The 18756-nt window shown below is 66.7% G+C and carries 23 protein-coding genes; 15 read left to right on the top strand and 8 right to left on the bottom strand.

The annotated features are described in order from the left end of the window. Nucleotides 1-23 precede the first annotated feature (23 nt). The 6 genes from CD928_RS21505 to CD928_RS21480 all read left to right on the top strand — a co-directional run bounded on the left by CD928_RS21505 (nt 24) and on the right by CD928_RS21480 (nt 3173). Entirely contained in the window at nt 24-386 is a 363-nt protein-coding gene (locus CD928_RS21505) for a YdbL family protein (RefSeq protein ID WP_095389209.1), read from the top strand. A gap of 229 nt (nt 387-615) precedes the next feature. Further along, nucleotides 616-954 (top strand): AtpZ/AtpI family protein, encoded by a 339-nt coding sequence (locus CD928_RS21500; RefSeq protein ID WP_095389208.1) that lies wholly within the window; start codon nt 616-618, stop codon nt 952-954. A gap of 47 nt (nt 955-1001) precedes the next feature. Further along, entirely contained in the window at nt 1002-1784 is a 783-nt protein-coding gene (locus tag CD928_RS21495) for a F0F1 ATP synthase subunit A (protein ID WP_095389207.1), read from the top strand. Nucleotides 1785-1825: 41 nt separating this feature from the next. Further along, complete coding sequence (locus CD928_RS21490) at nt 1826-2056, top strand: F0F1 ATP synthase subunit C (RefSeq protein WP_067108963.1); 231 nt, start codon at nt 1826-1828, stop codon at nt 2054-2056. Between the two features lie 90 nt (nt 2057-2146). Next, nucleotides 2147-2644 carry an ATPase gene (locus tag CD928_RS21485; RefSeq protein WP_095389147.1) on the top strand — a complete coding sequence of 166 codons (498 nt, stop codon included), beginning with the start codon at nt 2147-2149 and terminating at the stop codon, nt 2642-2644. After that, the gene (locus tag CD928_RS21480) at nt 2637-3173 is read left to right on the top strand and encodes a F0F1 ATP synthase subunit B (RefSeq protein WP_095389146.1); all 537 of its coding nucleotides are present in this window, start codon (nt 2637-2639) and stop codon (nt 3171-3173) included. Before CD928_RS21485 ends, CD928_RS21480 begins: the two co-directional genes overlap by 8 nt. A gap of 92 nt (nt 3174-3265) precedes the next feature. Here CD928_RS21480 and CD928_RS21475 read toward each other — a convergent pair whose 3' ends face one another. After that, complete coding sequence (locus CD928_RS21475; protein ID WP_095389145.1) at nt 3266-3694, bottom strand: surface-adhesin E family protein; 429 nt, start codon at nt 3692-3694, stop codon at nt 3266-3268. A gap of 200 nt (nt 3695-3894) precedes the next feature. Between CD928_RS21475 and uvrC the strand changes: the two genes are divergently transcribed. Genes uvrC through CD928_RS21440 form a run of 7 tightly spaced genes read left to right on the top strand, consistent with a single transcriptional unit; the run spans nt 3895 to nt 10486 of the window. After that, nucleotides 3895-5829: an excinuclease ABC subunit UvrC gene (gene uvrC / locus CD928_RS21470; protein WP_095389206.1), complete on the top strand. Its 1935-nt coding sequence runs from the start codon at nt 3895-3897 to the stop codon at nt 5827-5829. A 12-nt stretch (nt 5830-5841) separates the two neighbouring features. Continuing rightward, entirely contained in the window at nt 5842-6234 is a 393-nt protein-coding gene (locus tag CD928_RS21465; protein ID WP_095389144.1) for a PaaI family thioesterase, read from the top strand. Continuing rightward, the gene (recO, locus tag CD928_RS21460) at nt 6222-6959 is read left to right on the top strand and encodes a DNA repair protein RecO (protein WP_095389143.1); all 738 of its coding nucleotides are present in this window, start codon (nt 6222-6224) and stop codon (nt 6957-6959) included. The genes CD928_RS21465 and recO overlap by 13 nt, the downstream gene beginning before the upstream one ends. 48 nt (nt 6960-7007) lie before the next feature. Further along, the gene (leuB, locus tag CD928_RS21455; RefSeq protein ID WP_095389142.1) at nt 7008-8054 is read left to right on the top strand and encodes a 3-isopropylmalate dehydrogenase; all 1047 of its coding nucleotides are present in this window, start codon (nt 7008-7010) and stop codon (nt 8052-8054) included. A 13-nt stretch (nt 8055-8067) separates the two neighbouring features. Next, nucleotides 8068-9276 carry a PLP-dependent aspartate aminotransferase family protein gene (locus CD928_RS21450; RefSeq protein ID WP_095389141.1) on the top strand — a complete coding sequence of 403 codons (1209 nt, stop codon included), beginning with the start codon at nt 8068-8070 and terminating at the stop codon, nt 9274-9276. Nucleotides 9277-9293: 17 nt separating this feature from the next. Beyond that, complete coding sequence (gene apaG, locus CD928_RS21445; protein WP_095389205.1) at nt 9294-9695, top strand: Co2+/Mg2+ efflux protein ApaG; 402 nt, start codon at nt 9294-9296, stop codon at nt 9693-9695. Further along, on the top strand, nt 9692-10486 hold the full coding sequence (locus CD928_RS21440) for a LysR family transcriptional regulator (RefSeq protein WP_095389140.1): 795 nt from the start codon (nt 9692-9694) through the stop codon (nt 10484-10486). The genes apaG and CD928_RS21440 overlap by 4 nt, the downstream gene beginning before the upstream one ends. Before the next feature lie 3 nt (nt 10487-10489). On the opposite strand, the gene CD928_RS21435 is transcribed toward CD928_RS21440, so the two are convergent. From CD928_RS21435 to parE, 4 genes are all read right to left on the bottom strand, one after another. After that, the gene (locus tag CD928_RS21435; RefSeq protein WP_095389139.1) at nt 10490-11803 is read right to left on the bottom strand and encodes a serine hydrolase; all 1314 of its coding nucleotides are present in this window, start codon (nt 11801-11803) and stop codon (nt 10490-10492) included. Continuing rightward, nucleotides 11803-12384 (bottom strand): hypothetical protein, encoded by a 582-nt coding sequence (locus tag CD928_RS21430; protein WP_095389138.1) that lies wholly within the window; start codon nt 12382-12384, stop codon nt 11803-11805. The genes CD928_RS21435 and CD928_RS21430 overlap by 1 nt, the downstream gene beginning before the upstream one ends. Then, nucleotides 12381-12905, bottom strand: coding sequence for an RNA polymerase sigma factor (locus CD928_RS21425; protein WP_217983812.1), 525 nt, complete (start codon nt 12903-12905; stop codon nt 12381-12383). Before CD928_RS21425 ends, CD928_RS21430 begins: the two co-directional genes overlap by 4 nt. 81 nt (nt 12906-12986) lie before the next feature. Next, a complete protein-coding gene (gene parE, locus CD928_RS21420; protein ID WP_095389204.1) occupies nt 12987-14966 on the bottom strand; it encodes a DNA topoisomerase IV subunit B in 1980 nt (659 codons plus the stop codon). 171 nt (nt 14967-15137) lie between these two features. Between parE and CD928_RS21415 the strand changes: the two genes are divergently transcribed. Next, nucleotides 15138-15959, top strand: coding sequence for an outer membrane protein (locus tag CD928_RS21415; protein ID WP_095389136.1), 822 nt, complete (start codon nt 15138-15140; stop codon nt 15957-15959). A 264-nt stretch (nt 15960-16223) separates the two neighbouring features. On the opposite strand, the gene CD928_RS21410 is transcribed toward CD928_RS21415, so the two are convergent. Both CD928_RS21410 and CD928_RS21405 read right to left on the bottom strand, forming a co-directional pair. Then, a complete protein-coding gene (locus CD928_RS21410; RefSeq protein ID WP_255247293.1) occupies nt 16224-16586 on the bottom strand; it encodes a PaaI family thioesterase in 363 nt (120 codons plus the stop codon). 32 nt (nt 16587-16618) lie between these two features. Then, nucleotides 16619-17299, bottom strand: a complete 681-nt coding sequence (locus CD928_RS21405) for a GcrA family cell cycle regulator (RefSeq protein ID WP_095389134.1) — start codon at nt 17297-17299, stop codon at nt 16619-16621. Nucleotides 17300-17424: 125 nt separating this feature from the next. On the opposite strand from CD928_RS21405, the gene CD928_RS21400 reads away from it, so the two are divergent. Continuing rightward, nucleotides 17425-18297, top strand: a complete 873-nt coding sequence (locus tag CD928_RS21400; protein WP_095389133.1) for an ABC transporter permease — start codon at nt 17425-17427, stop codon at nt 18295-18297. A 66-nt stretch (nt 18298-18363) separates the two neighbouring features. On the opposite strand, the gene hspQ is transcribed toward CD928_RS21400, so the two are convergent. Next, entirely contained in the window at nt 18364-18696 is a 333-nt protein-coding gene (gene hspQ, locus CD928_RS21395) for a heat shock protein HspQ (protein ID WP_176473668.1), read from the bottom strand. Nucleotides 18697-18756 lie beyond the last annotated feature (60 nt).

Below are 18756 nucleotides of genomic sequence, written 5' to 3'. Positions count from 1 at the left end.
ACTGGAAATCTGGCGGAATGGCGATGGCCGCGATCACGGTGACCGCCGCGATCGCCGTCGCGGTGCCTTCGGCGATGGCGCAGCGCGATCCGGCCTATGAAGCGGCGCGCTCGGCGGGGCAGATCGGCGAGCAGCCCGACGGCTATCTCGGCTTCGTGTCGAGCCCGACCGCGGCGGTGCGCGATATCGTCAACGACATCAACATCAAGCGCAAGGCGGCCTACACCTCCAACGCGCCGCAGGGCAGCACCGTCGAACAGTTCGCCTTCGCGACGGGATGCAATCTGATCGCGAAGACCAAGCCGGGCGAAAAATACAAGGCGCCCGACGGCCGCTGGCTGACGCGCGACAACGGCCCGCCGGTGCGCGATTCGCGCTGCCCCTAAGATATTGTTTTCAAGGGCGCCCGCGGGCGTCAATGCCGCCGCGCCCCTAAACGCGGCGGCATTTTTGTGCGCCCGCGGGCAGTCATTTTTGTGCACCCGCGCACAAGCATTGACTTCATGGGGCGGCATTCCTAAACGGGCCGCGCCTTAGGGGTCCCCCGATTTTTCGGGCCTTTTTTCGCAGGCAGAATCGGAGGTTTCCGCTTCTGTTTCAGGAGGATGGCGCATGATGACGGGGAACGGCAGCGATCCGGAACCAGCTTCGGAGGATTCGCGCCTGGTCTCGCTCGAAGAGCGATTGGACCGGGCCGAAGCCGCAGAAGCGAAACGGGCCGGGGTCGCGGCACCCGAATCCGATGCCAATTACCGGCTCGGAAACCGGGTGCTGGCGGAGCTGCTGGGCGGATTGCTGGGCGGAGCGTTGATCGGCTGGCTGATCGACCGGTTCGCGGGCACGTCGCCCTGGGGTTTGTTGGGGATGTTGGCCCTCGGGATCATCGTCGCCTTCCGGAATATCTTCCGGATCGCCAATGCCGCATCGCACGGCAAGGGCGGTTCGGAACCATGAGGTTCAGCCCCGCGGCCCAGGCCCAGGGATAATGTGGAGTGACGAGCGTGTCCGCTGAGGCCGGTAAATTCGACCCGATGCACCAGTTCACCGTCGAACCGATCGCGAAGCTGTTCGCGGCGGGCGGACGGGAAGTATGGCTGACCACCAGCGCCGTCTGGATGCTCGCCGCCGCCGTCATCCTCTGGCTGTTCATGCTCGGCGGCATGAAGCGCCAGCTCGTTCCGGGCCGCTGGCAGATGGCGGTCGAAGGCTTCACGGGCTTCATTTCGTCGATGATGTCGACGAATATCGGGCCCGAAGGGCGCAAATATACGCCCTACGTCTTTTCACTCTTCATGTTCATTTTGTTCTGCAACATCCTGGGAATGGTGCCTTTTGCCCTCGGCGGCCTGCATCCGCTGACGGTCACCAGCCACTTCACCATCACCGGGGTGCTCGCGGTCCTTTCCTTCGCGATCGTGCTCGTCGTCGGTTTCTGGCGGCACGGCCTGCACTTCTTCTCGCTGTTCGTTCCGCACGGCACGCCTTGGCCGATGATCCCCTTCATCGCGCCGATCGAGTTCGTGTCCTTCATGGTGCGCCCGTTCAGCCTCGGCCTGCGACTGTTCGTCGCGATGACCGCCGGGCACGTCCTGCTCGAAGTGTTCGCCAACTTCATCGTCCAGAGCTCGGGTGCCGGCGCCGCAATCGGCCTGCCGGTCGGCATCGCCAGCATGGCGCTGATGATCGGCATCAGCGCGCTCGAACTGCTCGTCGCCGGCATCCAGGCCTATGTTTTCGCTCTGTTGACCTCGCTCTATATCAACGACGCGGTCAACCTTCACTAATCCCGTTTAAAACCAAACGATTATATCAAGGAGTTAAATTCATGGACGCACAAGCAGCGACGCTCATCGGTGCCGGTCTCGCCGCGATCGGCGCCGGCATGGCCGCGATCGGCGTGGGCAATGTTTTCGGTAGCTTCCTGGAAAGCGCGCTGCGCAATCCGGCCGCTGCCGACGGCCAGCAGGGCCGCCTGTTCATCGGCTTCGCCGCCGCCGAGCTTCTGGGCCTGCTGTCGTTCCTGATCGCGATCCTGCTGTATCTGAAGGCAGCCTGATCCGGCGCCGCGCCGATCCCGGTTCGCGGGACGGCGCGGCATCGCATCCGGGTGCGGATTCCGGTCCAGTCGTCAAGCGAAAGAAGATAGATGCCACAGATTAACCAGCTGGCTGAAAACTGGTATTTTGCCTCGCAGCTTTTCTGGCTCGCGCTGATTTTCGGCGCGGTGTTCGTGGTGATCGGTCTGGGCATGTATCCCAAGATCGAAGCGACGGTCGATGCGCGCGATCGCAAGATCGCCGACGATCTGGCGGCGGCGAAGGCGGCGCACGCTTCAGCCGACGGGCTGGAAGAACAGTATCGCCAGCAGAGCGACCTCAGCCGCGCAGCGGCGCAGGCCGCGGTGCAGGACGCCAAGGACAAGGCGGCGCGCGACGCCGAGAAGCGCCTTGCCAAGGTCGACGCCGAGCTGGCGGACAAGCTCGCGGCTGCAGAGGCAGACGTCTCCGCGGCGCGCAAGTCGGCGATGGCCGAGATCGAGGCTGTCGCGGCCGAAGCGGCGGGCGACCTGGTCGCCAAGCTTTCGGGCGTGAAGGTCGCCGCGGCAGATGCGAAGCAGGCGGTGAAGGCGGTGCTCCATGGTTGAACTCATCCTCTCCGAAGCCGCGGGCGCGGCGCATGGCGGCGGCGCGGCCTTCCTGTCGTCACCGAGCTGGTGGGTCGCGCTCGCGATGACCATCTTCCTGCTCGTGCTGGTCTGGAAGAAGGCTCCCGCGGGGCTTGGTGCGATGCTCGACAAGCGCATCGACGAGATCCGCAAGCAGCTCGACGAAGCCGAGCAGCTTCGCCTCGACGCCGAATCGTTGAAGGCTGAGTATGAAGCCCGGCTCGCCGACGCCACGCGCGAAGCCGAAGAAATGCGCGCGCGTGCCACCACCGAAGCCGAAGCGTTGGTCGCCAAGGCGAAGGCCGACGCGACCGCGCTGATCGCGCGCCGCAAGCAGATGGCCGAAGACCGCATTGCAGCGGCCGAAGCAGGGGCGCTCGCCGAGGTCCGCACCGCGGCCGCCAAAGCGGCGACCGACGCCGCGGCGACGCTGATCGCGGCCAAGCACGACGCCAAGGCCGACAAGGCGCTGGTCGATCAGGCAATCGCGGCGGTCTCCAAGGGCTGACCGTCCGATATTGCCGGCACGAGACGCCCGCGGATTGCCGCGGGCGTTTTGTTATGGAGGTGCCCGGCTAACGGCGAATATCGCGCGCTGCCCTAGAAATTGGCCGCGGCATCGTCGAATGGATTGGCGACCTGCGTCCCGCCGGTGCGGTAGCAGACGAACTCCATCACCGCTTCGTTGATGCTGTCCGGCGCGGGCACCTTCTGCTCGTTGATCGTTTCCGACGCCTCAGTGTCGATATAGGCGCCCCTGGCGCCATAATAGCTGTACTGCAGCGTGCGGAAATAATTGCCGGTGCAATCGAATTCCTGCCGGATCTTCACGCCCCAGATGTCGCCGTCGAGCGGCGTCGAATAGACGCTCTGGATGTCGCCGATCATCTTGTTGTCGAGCGGACGCAGGCTCGAAAGATCGACATAGGTCCGGGTATTTTCGTTCCCCCCGACAAGATACCAGCTTTCGGCGGCCGCTTCGGTCGGAACGAGCGGCAACAGCGCGACGGCGGCCAACAGCAAACGCATGAGAATCCCCCCACTTGATCAAGCGCCCGCCGAACTCTGCCATAGGTGCGGGGCGGCGGGAAGAGGGCTGAACGGCGGCGCGAAGCAAAATTAATTCGGGGGTCCGACGTGACTGATATCGATCGCGCGGTAGCGAAAAGCAGCGGCGCATTACCTCCGACGCTATGGCGGCCCGCATTGCCTTCGCCTACATGGGGATCATGGTTCGCCCCAATGCTCCCGACCGGTTCAACGAAGAAAAAGCCACCTATGTGATCCGCGGCAGTGGCGAGGACGGCGACAAGCCCGACCTCGAACGCGGCGCGGGGGTCATTCGCGGTGTGGTGCGGAAGCTGCCCGTGCGTCCCGGCGTCTACCGCATGCTCGATGCGCGGGGCGACGTTCTCTATGTCGGGAAGGCTCGCGCCCTCAAGAACCGCGTCACCAACTACACCCAGGTCGCGCGCCTGCCGCAACGTCTCCAGCGCATGGTGGCGCAGACGCGGGCGATGGAGATCGTCACGACGAACAGCGAGGCCGAAGCGCTGCTGCTCGAGGCGCAGCTCATCAAACGCTATCGCCCGCCCTACAATGTCCTGCTGCGCGACGACAAAAGCTTCCCCTTCATCCTGCTGCGCATGGACCACGACTTCCCGCGGGTGCAGAAGCATCGCGGCGCGCGGCGCGCCAAGGGGCGCTATTATGGGCCTTTCGCGAGCGCCGGATCGGTGAACCGCACGCTCAACGCGCTGCAAAAAACCTTCCTGCTGCGCAGCTGCACCGACAGCTTCTTCGCCAACCGGTCGCGGCCGTGCCTGCTCTACCAGATCCGCCGCTGTTCGGCGCCGTGCGTCGATCGCATCTCGAAGGAGGATTACGCCGGACTGGTCGGCGATGCCCAGGATTTCCTCGAAGGCCGCTCGACCGCGGTGCAGAAGCGGTTGGGCGACGCGATGACGCAGGCGGCCGAGGCGATGGATTATGAACTGGCGGCCGTCCTGCGCGACCGGCTCAAGTCGCTGACTTTCATCCAGGGCAGCCAGTCGGTCCACGCCGACGGGCTCGGCGACGCCGACGTCTTCGCCCTCGCGGCGAAGGGCGGCCAGCTCTGCATCGCGGGCTTCTTCATCCGCGGCGGGCAGAATTGGGGGCATCGCAGCTTTTTCCCGGCGCATGTCGCGGGGGTTCCCGAGGAAGAGGTGATGGCGAGCTTCCTCATGCAATTCTACGAGGGCGTGCCGCCGCCGAAGCTGATCCTCGTCGACCGCGAACCCGCCGAATGCGCGCTGCTCGCCGAGGCGCTCGGCGAGACGGCGGGGCGCAAGGTCGAGATCGGCGTGCCGCAGCGTGGCAACCGGCGGCGCCTGCTCGAACAGGCAGTGCGCAACGCCGGCGAGGAACTCGACCGGCGGCTCGCCGAGAGCAGCAGCCAGGCGAAGCTCGGCCGCGAACTCGCCGAGCTGTTCGATCTCGACGAGCCGCCGCAGCGCATCGAAATCTACGACAACAGCCATATCCAGGGCACCAATGCCTTGGGTGCCATGGTCGTCGCGGGGCCCGAGGGCTGGATCAAGGGCGCTTACCGCAAGTTCAGCATCAAGCGCACCGAGACGCGGCCCGGAGACGATTTCGCGATGATGCGCGAAGTGTTCCAGCGCCGCTTCGCACGCGCGATCGAGGAGGACCCCGAACGGACGAAGGGCGAATGGCCCGACCTGGTGCTCATCGACGGCGGCAAGGGGCAGGTGTCGGCGGTGTCGGCGGTGTTCGCCGAGCTCGGGATCGACGATCTGCCCTATGTGGGGGTCGCCAAGGGCCCCGACCGCAACGCCGGGCGCGAGACCTTCTACCTGCCCGACGGGCGCGAGTTCACCCTGCCGCCGAACAATGCCGTGCTTTTCTACATTCAGCGGCTGCGCGACGAGGCGCACCGCTTCGCGATCGGCGCGCACCGGGCGAAGCGCGCGAAGGCGATGGGAAGCTCGCCGCTCGACGAGGTGCCGGGCATCGGTCCCGCGCGCAAGAAGGCGCTGCTCATGCATTTCGGCACCGCGCGCGCGATCCGCAGCGCGAGCCTCGAGGATCTGAAGCGCGCTCCGGGGGTCAGCGCGGGCGTCGCGCAGGCGGTGTATGATTTCTACAATCCGGGAAGCTGAGAGGAACGGGACATGGATTTCGCAGCCGCGATGCCGCTGGCAAAGACGCTCGGCGTCACCATCGACGAAGGCACGAAGGATCGCGTCGCGGGCACGCTTCCCGTGCGGCCCGACATCTGCACCGCGGGGAACATCGTCCATGGCGGCGCGATCATGGCCTTTGCCGATTGCCTCGGCGCGGTCGGCGCCTTCCTGACCTTGCCCGAAGGCGCGAGCGGCACGACGACGATCGAGAGCAAGACCAATTTCCTCGGCGGCGGACCGGTGGGATCGGTTCTCGTCGGTGAAGCGACGCCCGTGAAGATCGGCAAGCGGCTGTCGGTCTGGCAGACGCGTATCCGCACCGAGGAGGGGACCGAAGTCGCGCTCGTCACCCAGACGCAGATGGTGCTTTGGCCAGCCTGAGCACCGAGGCGATCGTCTGCGCGGTTCGCGCGCATGGCGAGCATGGTGCGATCCTGCGCGCGCTGACGCGCGACGCCGGGCTGGTTGCGGGCTATGTCCGCGGCGGACGGTCGCGGCGGGTGCGGCCGATCCTGGTGCCGGGCAACCTCGTTGCGCTCGAACTGCGTGCGCGCACCGAGGATCAGCTCGCGGGCGCCACCGCCGAATTGTTGACGAGCCGCGCGCCGTTGCTCGCCGAACCACTACCCGCCGCGGCGATCGACTGGGTGACCAGCGTGACCGCGGCGATCCTGCCCGAGAGCCAGCCCTATCCGGTGCTCTATACGGCGTTGTCGGCGGTTCTTGACGCGATCGGGGCAGCGGCGTCGGCGCGGCAATGGGCAGCCGCGCTTGCGCGATACGAACTGCTGCTGCTCGCCGAGCTCGGCTTCGGGCTCAACCTCGAGGAATGCGTCGCGACCGGATTGGAAACCGATCTCGCCTTCGTCAGCCCCAAATCGGGCGGGGCGGTGAGCGCGAGTGCGGCCGCCGGATACGAGGAGCGTCTGTTCCGTCTGCCCCCCTTTATTCGCGGCGCGGACAGCGACCCGGCGCTGGGCGACGTGCTCGACGGGCTGGCGATCACCGGCCATTTTCTCGACCGCGATCTGATCGAAGGACGCAACCGTGACTTGCTGACGGCGAGGGAAAGATTGGTGGGCCGGCTCAAGAGGGCGGTTGCGTGACTCGCCGCCGCTCCTTAAGCGGCTCGCGAGACACGAAAGGGCGAAGCGTTGAAAATCCTGCTGCTGGCTGGCGATGGTATCGGTCCCGAGATCATGGCGGAGGCCGAAAAGGTCCTCGCGGCCCTCGCGCTGCCGGTGACGCTCGACCGTGCGCTCGTCGGGGGCGCGGCCTATGAAGCGACCGGACACCCGCTACCGCCCGAGACGCTGGCGAAGGCGAAAGCGGCCGATGCGCTGCTGTTCGGTGCGGTCGGCGACCCGCGCTTCGACAATGTGGAGCGGCACCTCCGCCCCGAACAGGCGATCCTCGGCCTGCGCGCCGAACTCGGCCTGTTCGCCAATCTGCGCCCCGCCAAGCTGTTCGCGGGACTCGAAGACAGCTCGGCGCTGCGCCCCGAGGTCGCCTCGGCGATCGACCTGCTGATCGTCCGCGAACTCAACGGCGACGTCTATTTCGGCGAGAAGGGCACCCGGACCACGGCGAGCGGCGAGCGCGAAGGCTATGACGTCATGTCGTACAGCGAAAGCGAAGTGCGGCGGATCGCCCAAGTCGCGTTCAAGGCGGCGCAGGGACGGAACAAGCGGCTCTGCTCGGTCGACAAGGCGAACGTCCTCGAAACCTCGCAGCTCTGGCGCGACGTGGTGACCGAGGTCGCGGCCGACTATCCCGATGTCGCGCTCAGACACATGTATGTCGACAATGCCGCGATGCAGCTCGTGCGCAATCCGGGGCAGTTCGACGTGGTCGTCACCGGCAATCTGTTCGGCGACATCCTGTCCGATCAGGCGTCGATGTGCGTCGGGTCGATCGGGCTGCTCGCATCGGCTTCGCTTGGCGCGGGGCGGTTGGGGCTGTACGAGCCGATCCACGGCAGCGCGCCCGACATCGCGGGGAAGGGGATCGCCAACCCGCTCGCGATGATCCTGTCGCTCGCGATGCTGCTCCGCCATTCGGGCGGCGACGAGGCGAGCGCGGCGCGGATCGAGGCGGCGGTCGCGGCGGTATTGGCGGACGGATGCCGGGGCGCCGACCTCGGCGGTGACATGACGACGACCGCGCTCGGCGATGCGGTGGTCGCGGCCCTGAACGGATAGGCGGACGGAAACGATGAAGAAGAAGACGGGTTTCGATCGCGGCACGACGAAGAACTGGCACCCCGCGACACAGGCCGTGCGCGGCGGGACATGGCGCAGCGAGCATGGCGAGACGTCGGAGGCGCTCTTCCTGACCTCGGGCTACAGCTATGACAGCGCCGAGCAAGTCGCGGCGCGCTTCAGCGGCGACGCGCAGGGCATGACCTATTCGCGCCTGCAGAACCCGACCGTCCAGATGCTCGAAGAGCGGATCGCGTTGATCGAAGGCGCCGAGGCGTGCCGGGTGCAGGCGAGCGGCATGGCGGCGATGACCACCGCGCTGCTCTGCCAGCTTTCCGCCGGCGATCATATCGTCGCGGCGAAGGCAGCCTTCGGGTCGTGCCGCTGGCTCGTCGATACGCTGTGCCCGCGCTTCGGGATCGAATCGACCGTCGTCGACGGCCGCGACAACGACGCATGGGAAAAGGCGATCCGGCCCAACACCAAGGTCTTCTTCTTCGAGACCCCGGCCAATCCGACGCTCGACATCGTCGACATGGCGCATGTCTGCGGCCTCGCCCGCGCCCACGGAATCACCAGTGTCGTCGACAATGCCTTTGCGACCGCCGTGCTCCAGCGCCCGCTCGATTTCGGCGCCGATGTCGTCGCTTATTCGGCGACCAAGCTGATGGACGGCCAGGGCCGCGTTCTCGCCGGCGCGGTGTGCGGAACCGGGAAATTCATCAACGACGTGCTGCTGCCCTTCCAGCGCAACACCGGCCCCAACCTGTCGCCGTTCAACGCCTGGGTCGTGCTGAAGGGCCTCGAAACGCTCGACCTGCGCGCGCGGCGCCAGTCGGAGAATGCGCTCGCGGTCGGCAAGGCGATCGAGGGGCGCGTTTCCCGTATGCTCCACCCGGGACTCGCCAGCCACCCGCAGCACGGGCTCGCGATGCGCCAGATGGAGGCGTGCGGGCCGATCTTCGCCTTCGAGCTGCCCGGCGGCAGCGCCCAGGCGATGGCCTTCCTCAACGCGCTCGAACTGGTCGACATCAGCAACAATATCGGCGACGCACGCAGCCTCTGCTGCCATCCTTGGACGACCACCCACTATGGCGTCAGCCCCGACGTGCGGCTCGACATGGGGGTCGACGAAGGCCTGCTGCGCATCAACATCGGGCTCGAGGACGTGCGCGATGTCATCGCCGACCTGGAGCAGGCATTGACCAAGGTCGGGCTATAGGCGACGCTGTGGAGACGATGATCGACTCCTTCTTCCCCTTCGCGGCGACCACCGGGCCGGTCACGGTGCGCGTGTCGGTCAGCTATCTGCCCGAACAGTCGCACCCGGCGCTCGGGCGCTGGTTCTGGGCCTATCACGTCCGGATCGAGAATCAGGGCGAAACGGCGGTGCAGCTGATCAGCCGGCATTGGCGGATCAGCGATGGTCAGGGCCAGGTCAGCGAAGTCGAAGGCGAGGGGGTCGTCGGCGAACAGCCGCTGATCGCGCCCGGCGGCGCGTTCGACTATGTCTCGGGCTGTCCGCTGCCCACTCCCGAAGGGTCGATGGTCGGCAGCTATATGATGGAGATCGGCGACGGGTCGCAGATGCTCGTCGCCATTCCGCATTTCCCGCTCGTGGCACCGGCGACCGCGTCGTGAAGCGCACCCATCTTCCGCTCAACGCGCTGCGCGTGTTCGATGCCGCCGCCCGGCACCTGAGCTTCACGCGCGCCGCCGACGAGCTGGCGGTAACCCCCGCCGCGGTCGGGCAACAGATCCGCGCGCTCGAGGACATGCTCGGCGTCGTCCTGTTCCGCCGTACCCCCAAGGGGCTCGAGCTGACGGGCGAGGCCAATGCCGGGCTCGACGCGCTCCGCCAGGGCTTTTTGCAATTCGAGGAATCGGTGCGCGCGATGCAGGCGGGGCAGTCGTCGCAGTCGCTGACGATCGCCGCGCCGCGCGATCTGACCGCCAAATGGCTCGCGCCGCGCCTGGCGCGCTACAGCCAGCAGGCGCCCGACGTACGCTTCACGCTCGTTTCGGCCGACGGCGGGATCGATTTCACCGAGGCGAACCTCGACCTCGCGATCTTCTGGACCGACGGCTCGGGCGAGCATGAGGGTGTCGCGCTCGCCGAGGCGGCGATGGTCACCGTCGCGGGCCCGGGAAGCGACAGCGAGACGCGCATCGCCTGGCCCGGCTGCCCGGTCGAGGAGGGCGAACCCGCGTTGCGGCTCGGCGATGCTGGGCTGGCGATCGATGCCGCCGCCAACGGGCTCGGGCAGGCCAATGTCCCCGCGATGCTGGCCGAGGCCGATATCGCCGCCGGGCGCGTGCGCGTCGTGCGCGAACCCTTTGCCGCAAAGCGCGGCTATTGGCTGGTCGCCCCGACGCCGCAGTGGCGGCAGGCGAAGGTCAAGGCGCTGGTCGCGGCACTGACGGCGGGCTGATCGCTATCTAGCCGCGAGCGCGAGCAGGCGCGTGACCATCCCGTTCGGCGTTTCCGCCGCGACGTCGGCATCGGGATTGTTCCAGCTCGCGGTGACGACGAACCATTTCCCGTCGGACTTGCGCTGCCCGAGCAGGCTCATCGACAGTACGCCGAGTTCGGAGCCGCCCTTGTAGCCGAGATAGCGCCAGTCGGCCGACGCGGCGGGGCCGACCCCGTTGTTGATCGCCATCGCCGCCATCGCCTGCGGATCGTTTTGCGCCTTGAGGTCTCCGAACGCCCGCGCCAGATCGTTCGGCGTCGCGAACCATTCGAGGCTGTCGATGAAGCGCGGCTTGCCGCCGAAGCTGACCCCGTCGACATTGGCGAGCACCAACCGATCCGCGTTCGTATCGATCAGCCGCCGCTGCGCCGCGTCGTCGCCCGCGACGAACTGGGTGCGCAAGTCGGCGAAATTATTGCCCTTGAGCGCGAACGCCTCGACCGTGGTCAGGAAGGGGATGTTGCGCGACGGATCGCTGTGCCCCGCCGCGCGCATACGCGCCTCGATCGCCTCGCGCCCGAGCAGGTGGATCAGCGTATCGGTCGCGCCATTGTCGCTGACCGAGATCATCCAGTTGGCGAGCGTCTGCAGCGTGACGGGCATATCCTTCGGCCAGTTCGCCGTCGCCGCCGAAGAGAAGCTGAGGTGCGCGAGCGGGACGACGTCGGACCATTTGCGCTTGCCGGCCGCCACCTCGGCCGCGAGCTCGTCGAGGATATAGAGCTTGAACGTCGATCCGATCGCGAACTGCCTGTCGGCATTCGCGGCGGCGAGCGGCCTGATCGCCTGGCCGTCGAGTTCGACCACGAGGAAACCGGTCGTGCCCGGCAGCGCTGCCATTTCGCCGGCGATGCGGTCGAAGCTGTCGTCGGCCATGACGACGTTCTGGATGCGTAGCCCCTCAACGCGCCGATCGGTTCCCGCCCCCACGGCGAGCGCAATCGTGCCGACACCCTTTTCGAAGCGCAGTTTCACCATGCCTTGCCGGCCATCGGTCGAGCTGGCCGATTCGACCGCCACCGGCTGACCATATTGCGCGATCAGATTGGCGGTGATCGTCTTGAACTGCGCTTCGGGCACCGCCTGCTGGAACGAGAGGGTGAAATATTCGGCATAGGCGATCTTTCCGGTGAGCAGGTCGACGAGCTGCGCTGCGCGCATGTCGAACGCCGTTTCGCCCGCCTTTGCGGTCTCCGGCGTGGGCTGCGCCCATGCGGAAGCCGGAATTTGGGTCGCCGCGGCTGCGAGCAGGATCGCCGTCGGAAAGCGGGGCATCAGCTATCTCCTTTGGAAGAGGGGGTGTCGTCGATCCGCGCGATCTGGTCGCGCAGCATGGCGGCGGCGCGCCGGTTGAGCAACCAGATGCCGAGAAACACCAGGGCGTGGATCGCTGCCAGCGCCGCGAAGCCGAGCGGCGAGAGGGACGCGACGAACGCAATCCCCGTCAGAAAGACCGCGAGTCCGGGGATCAGCGGCGCCAGATACCAGCGTCCGACCCGTGCCAGCATATGTTCCTCGGTGACGAGGCGGGTGCGGTAATAGGTCCGGACGTCGGCCGCTTCGGCATCGGGATCGAGTCGCGAGCTACGGCGTGCGAGTTGCCAGCCGACGAAAAGCGCGCCGGCGATAACAAGCAGACTGCCGGTCTTGAGCCAATATCCGGGCAGGAAGATCGCATAGAGGCCGAACACCGCCGCCACGATGCCGATCGCGATATATTCGCGGCGGTTGCGGCGCGCGACGCCATCGCCCAACCTGCCGGCGCGGCGTTTTATCTCGGCAAGCGACAAAGGCGCGATTTCGGCAGCACCGCTCTGCCACAGCGCGTGCAGGCTCCGGTCGTCGGGCGGGCTCATACAGGCTCTCCTTCGCGCGCGAAGCGGCGCGTCAGCATGGATTTGAAACGGTGAATCCGGGTCGTCACCATATCGGGCGTAACGCCCGTGATCGCGGCGATCTCAGCGCCGGCAATGCCTTCCAGATAGAGAAGCAATATCTGGCGGTCGGGCGGATCGAGCCGCTCGACGATCGACAGGATCAGCGCCATCGCCTGGCCGCTTTCGGCAGCGTCGAAGGGGGAGGGCGCGGCATCGGCGATCTCGATGGCATCGAGGCTCGACCAGCCGGGCGCGTTGCGGCGGCGATGCGCCAGCATATGCGATGTCGCGCGATTGTGCGCTACGCGCCACACCCAAGTGCTCAGCGCGCAGCGGCCGTCGAAATGGGCGAAGCTCTGCCACAGCGCGACCTGTACATCCTGCTCGAGGTCGCGGCGGAGGTCGGGATCGGCTTCATAGCCACGCGCCATGCGGGCGAGACCGGGGCCGAAGCGCTCGATGGCTTCGGCAAAGGCGCGATCCTGTTCGCGTTCGTCCACATCGCGCTCCGGAATTTCGTGTCGCATGTTCCTTTAGTCGGCGGCGACGGAAACTTCTGACAGAGCGCGCGGAAATTTTCCTCAGGCGTCGATCGCCGCCTCGTCGAGCGTCGCGGCGTTGGCCTGGATGAACTGGAAGCGGTGCTCGGGGTGCTTGCCCATCAGCCGGTCGACCAGATCCTTGACCAGATGGCGCTCCTCATACTCCTGCGGCAGCGTGACCCGCAGCATCGAGCGCGTCGCCGGGTCCATCGTCGTTTCCTTGAGCTGGCCCGGATTCATCTCGCCCAGGCCCTTGAAGCGGCCGACCTCGACCTTCTTGCCCTTGAAAAGGGTCGCCTCGAGCTCGGCGCGATGCTCGTCGTCGCGGGCGTAGGCCGAGGTCGACCCGGCGGTCAGCCGATAGAGCGGCGGCTGCGCCAGATAGACATGCCCCTCGCGCACGATATCGGGCATCTCCTGAAAGAAGAAGGTCATCAGCAGGGTCGCGATATGCGCGCCATCGACGTCGGCGTCGGTCATGATCACGATCTTCTCGTACCGCAGCCGGTCGGCGTCGCAGTCCTTGCGCATCCCGCAGCCGAGCGCGAGCGCGAGGTCGGCGATTTCCTGATTGGCGCGGATCTTGTCGGCGCTGGCGCTGGCGACGTTCAATATCTTGCCGCGGATCGGCAGGATCGCCTGCGTCTTGCGGTCGCGCGCCTGTTTGGCGCTGCCGCCGGCGCTGTCGCCCTCGACGATAAACAATTCCGTGCCTTCGGGGCCGTCGTTCGCACAATCGGTGAGCTTGCCGGGCAGGCGGAGCTTGCGCGCGCTGGTCGCGGTCTTGCGCTTCACCTCGCGTTCGGCCTTGCGCTTCAGCCGCTCTTCCATCCGCTCGAGGATCAGGCCCAGCAGCGCGCGGCCGCGGTCCATATTGTCGGAGAGGAAATGGTCGAAATGGTCGCGGATCGCGTTCTCGGTGAAGCGCGCGGCCTCGGGGCTCGACAGCCGGTCCTTGGTCTGGCTCTGGAACTGCGGGTCGCGGATGAACACCGACAGCATCATCTCGCCGCCGTTGAACACATCGTCGGCGGTGATTTGCGTCGCCTTCTTCTGCCCGATCAGCTCGCCGAACGCGCGCAGTCCCTTGGTCAGCGCGGCGCGCAGCCCCGCTTCGTGGGTGCCGCCGGCGGGGGTGGGGATGGTGTTGCAATACCAGCTATAGCTGCCGTCGGACCACAGCGGCCAGGCGATCGCCCATTCGGCGCGGCCTTGCCCGTCGGGGAAATCCTGCCGTCCGGTAAAGGGTTCGGCGGTCGCGCATTCGCGGCTGCCGATCTGCTCCTTCAGATGGTCGGCGAGCCCGCCGGGAAACTGGAACACCGCCTCGGCGGGGGTGTCGTCGCCGATCAGTTCGGGCGCGCATTTCCAGCGGATTTCGACCCCCGCGAACAGATAGGCCTTCGAGCGCGCCATGCGATAGAGGCGCTGCGGCTTGAAGCGGCCATGCTCGCCAAAGATTTCGGGGTCGGGGATGAAGGACACGCTCGTGCCGCGGCGATTCGGCGTCGGGCCGAGCTCCTCGAGCCCGCCGAGTGGAGCCCCGCGCGAGAAACGCTGGCGATAGAGCTGCTTGCCGCGCGCGACTTCGATCTCGGTTTCGGTCGACAGCGCATTGACGACGCTGACGCCGACCCCGTGAAGCCCGCCCGAGGTCGCATAGGCCTTGCCCTCGAACTTGCCGCCCGAATGGAGCATGGTCATGATGACCTCGAGCGCCGATTTGCCCGGGAATTTCGGATGCGGGTCGATCGGCATGCCGCGCCCGTTGTCGATCACCGTCAGCCGGTTGCCGACGTCGAGCTCGATCTCGATGCGGCTCGCGTGACCGGCGACCGCCTCGTCCATGCTGTTGTCGATCACCTCGGCGGCGAGGTGGTGAAGCGCGCGTTCGTCGGTCCCGCCGATATACATGCCGGGGCGGCGGCGGACCGGTTCCAGCCCTTCGAGCACCTCGATCTGCGAAGCGTTGTAGCTGTCGGCGGCCGGGGTGCTGCTGTCGAACAAATCGTGACTCATGCCATGGCTATAGGGGGTGTCGAAGGCCGCTGGCAAGGGCGGTTTTCAGCGGCTTTGCGGCCGTTTGGCGCAAGAACGGCTCGTCCCGTTTTCCGCACGGGGAGGAACTTCGGCGCAAAGGGGCGGGTTTTCCGGAAGGCTGCAAGGCCATCAAATATCGGAGTAAAACATATGAAGTTCACATCTCTCCTCATCGCCACGGCCGCCGGATCGCTCGCCGTTCCCGCCATGGCCCAGGATCGTGACACCGCGGAGGATTTCAACGGCCCCTATATCGGCGTCGTCGGCGGATACACGATGCAACCGAATGACGGCCATGAAACGCTGACGTTCGACACAGACCTCGACGGCACCTATGGCGACCCCGTCAATACCGCGGGCGGCACCAACGCCTTCTCGCCCGGATTCTGTGGTGGCGGCGCCACGGGCACCGCGAACCGCGACTGCACCAATGACAAGGATGGCGCCGAATATATGGCCCGCCTCGGCTACGACAAGCGGATGGGCAATTTCGTCGTCGGCGCCGTTCTCGAAGGCGGCCGCAGCGAGGCGCGCGACCGCGTGTCGGGCTTCTCCACGACGCCTGCGAGCTACACGATGAGCCGTGAGGCCGACTGGCAGGCCGGCGCCCGCCTGCGCGCGGGCTACACCCCCGGCGGCGGCGTGCTCTTCTATGCCACCGGCGGCGGTGCCTATGCGAAGATGGACAACCGCTTCGCGACGACCAACAGCGCGAACAGCTTTGCCGACAACGGCAAGACCAACGCCTGGGGCTATTCGGCGGGCGGCGGCGCGGAAGCGATGCTGACCAGGAATGTCTCATTGGGCCTCGAATATCTCTACACCGACCTCAACGACGATGATTACACCGTCCAGGTCGGGCAGGGCACCGCGCCCGACGCCAACCCGTTCGGCGAAGACACCGACATCAAGCGCAGCGACCCGCATTTCCGCACCCACAGCGTGCGGGCATCGGTCAACTTCCGCTTCTGATCGATCGGAAACGACAGGGAAGGGCGCCGGATCGAAAGATCGGGCGCCCTTTCTTGTGGGGGTTTCGCCTGCAAATGTGTCCGCTTCCGACCGGTTGCGGTCATATCCGACATGTACCCCGGCGAAAGCCGGGGCCCAGGGCGTCGTCGCGCGGTGCTGGCTTTCTACTGCCCTAGACCCCGGCTTTCGCCGGGGTACACAATGGAATGGAAACGTCCACTCACCACACCCAAAACGGTCGCGCGGAGGAGCTATTCCACCGACCTACTGCCCCAGCGGCGCCGCGAAGATCGCGAAATTGCCGTTAGCGCTCGCGACCAGGCGGTCGTGCTGGAACAGGCGCGCGTCGATATTGGCGATCCGCTTGCCCCGATGAAGCACCGAAGCATCGCAGGTCAGCAGACCTTCGCCGACCCCGACATGGTAGTTGAACTTGATCTCCAGCGTCGCGCACCAGAGGTGGTCGGGCAACTCGCTGGTCAGCGCGCCGCCCATCGCCGTATCGGCGAGCGAATAGGCGACGCCGCCATGCGCGACGCCCTGCGGGTTGAAATGGCGTCCGCGTTCGACGTCGATCGCCATCCGGCACCGCCCGTCGCCGCGCTTGACCATCTGAAAGCCGAGCATGCGCGCGAATTCGAATTCCTGCCCGAACGGCCTCACCGCACGCGCGGTCCGCCGAAGGGCGGGGGCGGGGGCGGGCGACGCGTGCCGCGCGGCAGCTGCGCCTGATAGGCGCGGCCGCAATGCTCGACGCAATAGGGGAAACCGGGGTTCACCGCCTGCCCGCAGAAATGGAAATCGGGCTCGCCCGGATGCCCCATCGGCCAGCGGCAGATGCGGTCGTTGAGGTCGAGCAGGCTCGTCTTGTCGGCGATCTCGGGGCTCGGCTTCGCGGGCACCAGCCGGCGCGGCGGCGCGGGCGGAATCGGCGCCTGTTGGTCGCCGGGTCCCTGGCGGATGAAGCCGCCGGGGCCGATCGAAACGATGCGCGGCGCATCGGGCTTCGCGGGCGCAGCTTCGGCGTCGGCGTCTTCGGACGCCGCGTCGGGAGCGGTTTTGGGTTCGGGCCGCGGGGTCGCCACCGGGCGCGACGCGACGGGAGCGGCCGCACGCGGGGCCGGCGCGGCCGCCTTGGGCGTGGCGGGCGCCTTGGCGGGTTTCACGACCTTCTCGGTCGCCTTCACCGGCGACGGGCGCGATTTCAGCCCCAGGCGGTGCGCCTTGCCGATCACCGCGTTGCGGCTGACCCCGCCGAGCTCGTCGGCGATCTGGCTGGCGGTCAGGCCTTTTTCCCACATGCTGCGCAGCTGTTCGATGCGCTGGTCAGTCCATGACATGCTTCACATTCCTCATTGTCTCACGCCGCGGGCGGCGCAGCGATCCTTTCGGGCCGTTCCGGACGGATCGGCGCGGCGGCTGCCCAGCTTGCGGTAAGGTCGGGGAGGCGATAGGCGAGAACGCCATGAACGACCAGCCCCAAATTACGCGCGCCGACTCGGGCCCCGCCACCGCGACACCAGCCTTCGCCGAGCCGGGGGTGCCGCACATCCGCACGCTCAACGTGCCCGGTATGCAGGCCCTTTATGTCAAGGAGGTGCGGCGCTTTTTCAAGGTCCAGCTGCAAACAATCTGGGCCCCGGCGGTCACCACGCTCCTCTTCCTGGTCATTTTCACCGTCGCGTTGGGCGGGTCGGGGCGCACCGTCATCGGCGTTCCTTTCGCCGATTTCGTCGCGCCGGGCCTCATCATGATGGCGATGCTTCAGAACAGCTTCGCCAATGCGAGCTTTTCGCTGCTCGTCGGCAAGATCCAGGGCACGATCGTCGATTATCTGATGCCGCCGCTCGGTTTCGGCGAACTGATCCTCGCGCTCATCGGCGCCGCGATCAGCCGCGCGGTCCTCGTCGGGCTGGCGCTGTGGGCCGCAATGCTGGCCTGGCCCGGCGTTCATGTCGTGCCGCAGCACCCCTGGGCGGTCGCCGCCTTCGGCCTGCTCGGCGCGGCGATGATCGGCTTCCTCGGCCTCATCACCTCGGTATGGGCGGAGAAGTTCGATCATGCCGCCGCGGTGACCAATTTCGTGGTCACGCCGCTCGCGCTGCTTTCGGGCACCTTCTATTCGATCGACCGGCTCGCGCCCTGGTTCCAAAGCGTCGCGCACGCCAACCCGGTCTATTATGCGATCATGGGCTTTCGCTACGGCTTCATCGGCACGGTCGATTCGACGATCCACCATCCGGTGCTGACCGCGCTCCTCGCGCTCGTCGCCGTGAACATCGTGCTGGGCGCGCTGACCTACCGCCTGCTCGCGTCGGGATGGAAGCTCAAGGCCTGAGGCGGCTCATGATCCCCCTGTCACGCTGCGATGGGGAGGTGGCAGCTCGCCGGGTGCGTCGGTCGCTCAGTGGCGGTGAATGGCGCGGAGGCGGTAGCGCCCCTTGTCGAGCCCTTCGAACATCGCCTCGATCTGTGGATGGTCGACCGGGCCATGTTCGGAATCGCCGACCAGATTCTGCTGGCTGACATAGGCGATGTAGGAGGAATCGTCGTTTTCCGCGAGCAAGTGATAATAGGGCTGTTCCTTCGCGGGGCGGATCGCCTCGGGGATCGCTTCATACCATTCGTCGCTGTTCGCGAAGACCGGGTCGACGTCGAACACGACGCCGCGGAAATCGAACATCCGATGCCGCACGATATCGCCGGGCGCGAAGCGCGCGCGCTCGATCAGCGGCATGACGGTGCCTTGATCGCCCTTGGCGTGGAAGTCCGAAGAAGTCTTTGCTGTCATATCGTC

Origin of the sequence: Sphingopyxis sp. GW247-27LB, from assembly GCF_002277025.1 — a bacterium.
Taxonomy (GTDB): Bacteria; Pseudomonadota; Alphaproteobacteria; order Sphingomonadales; family Sphingomonadaceae; genus Sphingopyxis.
The sequence above is the reverse complement of the archived record's forward strand: the minus strand, read 5'-3'. Positions and strand labels throughout refer to the sequence as shown.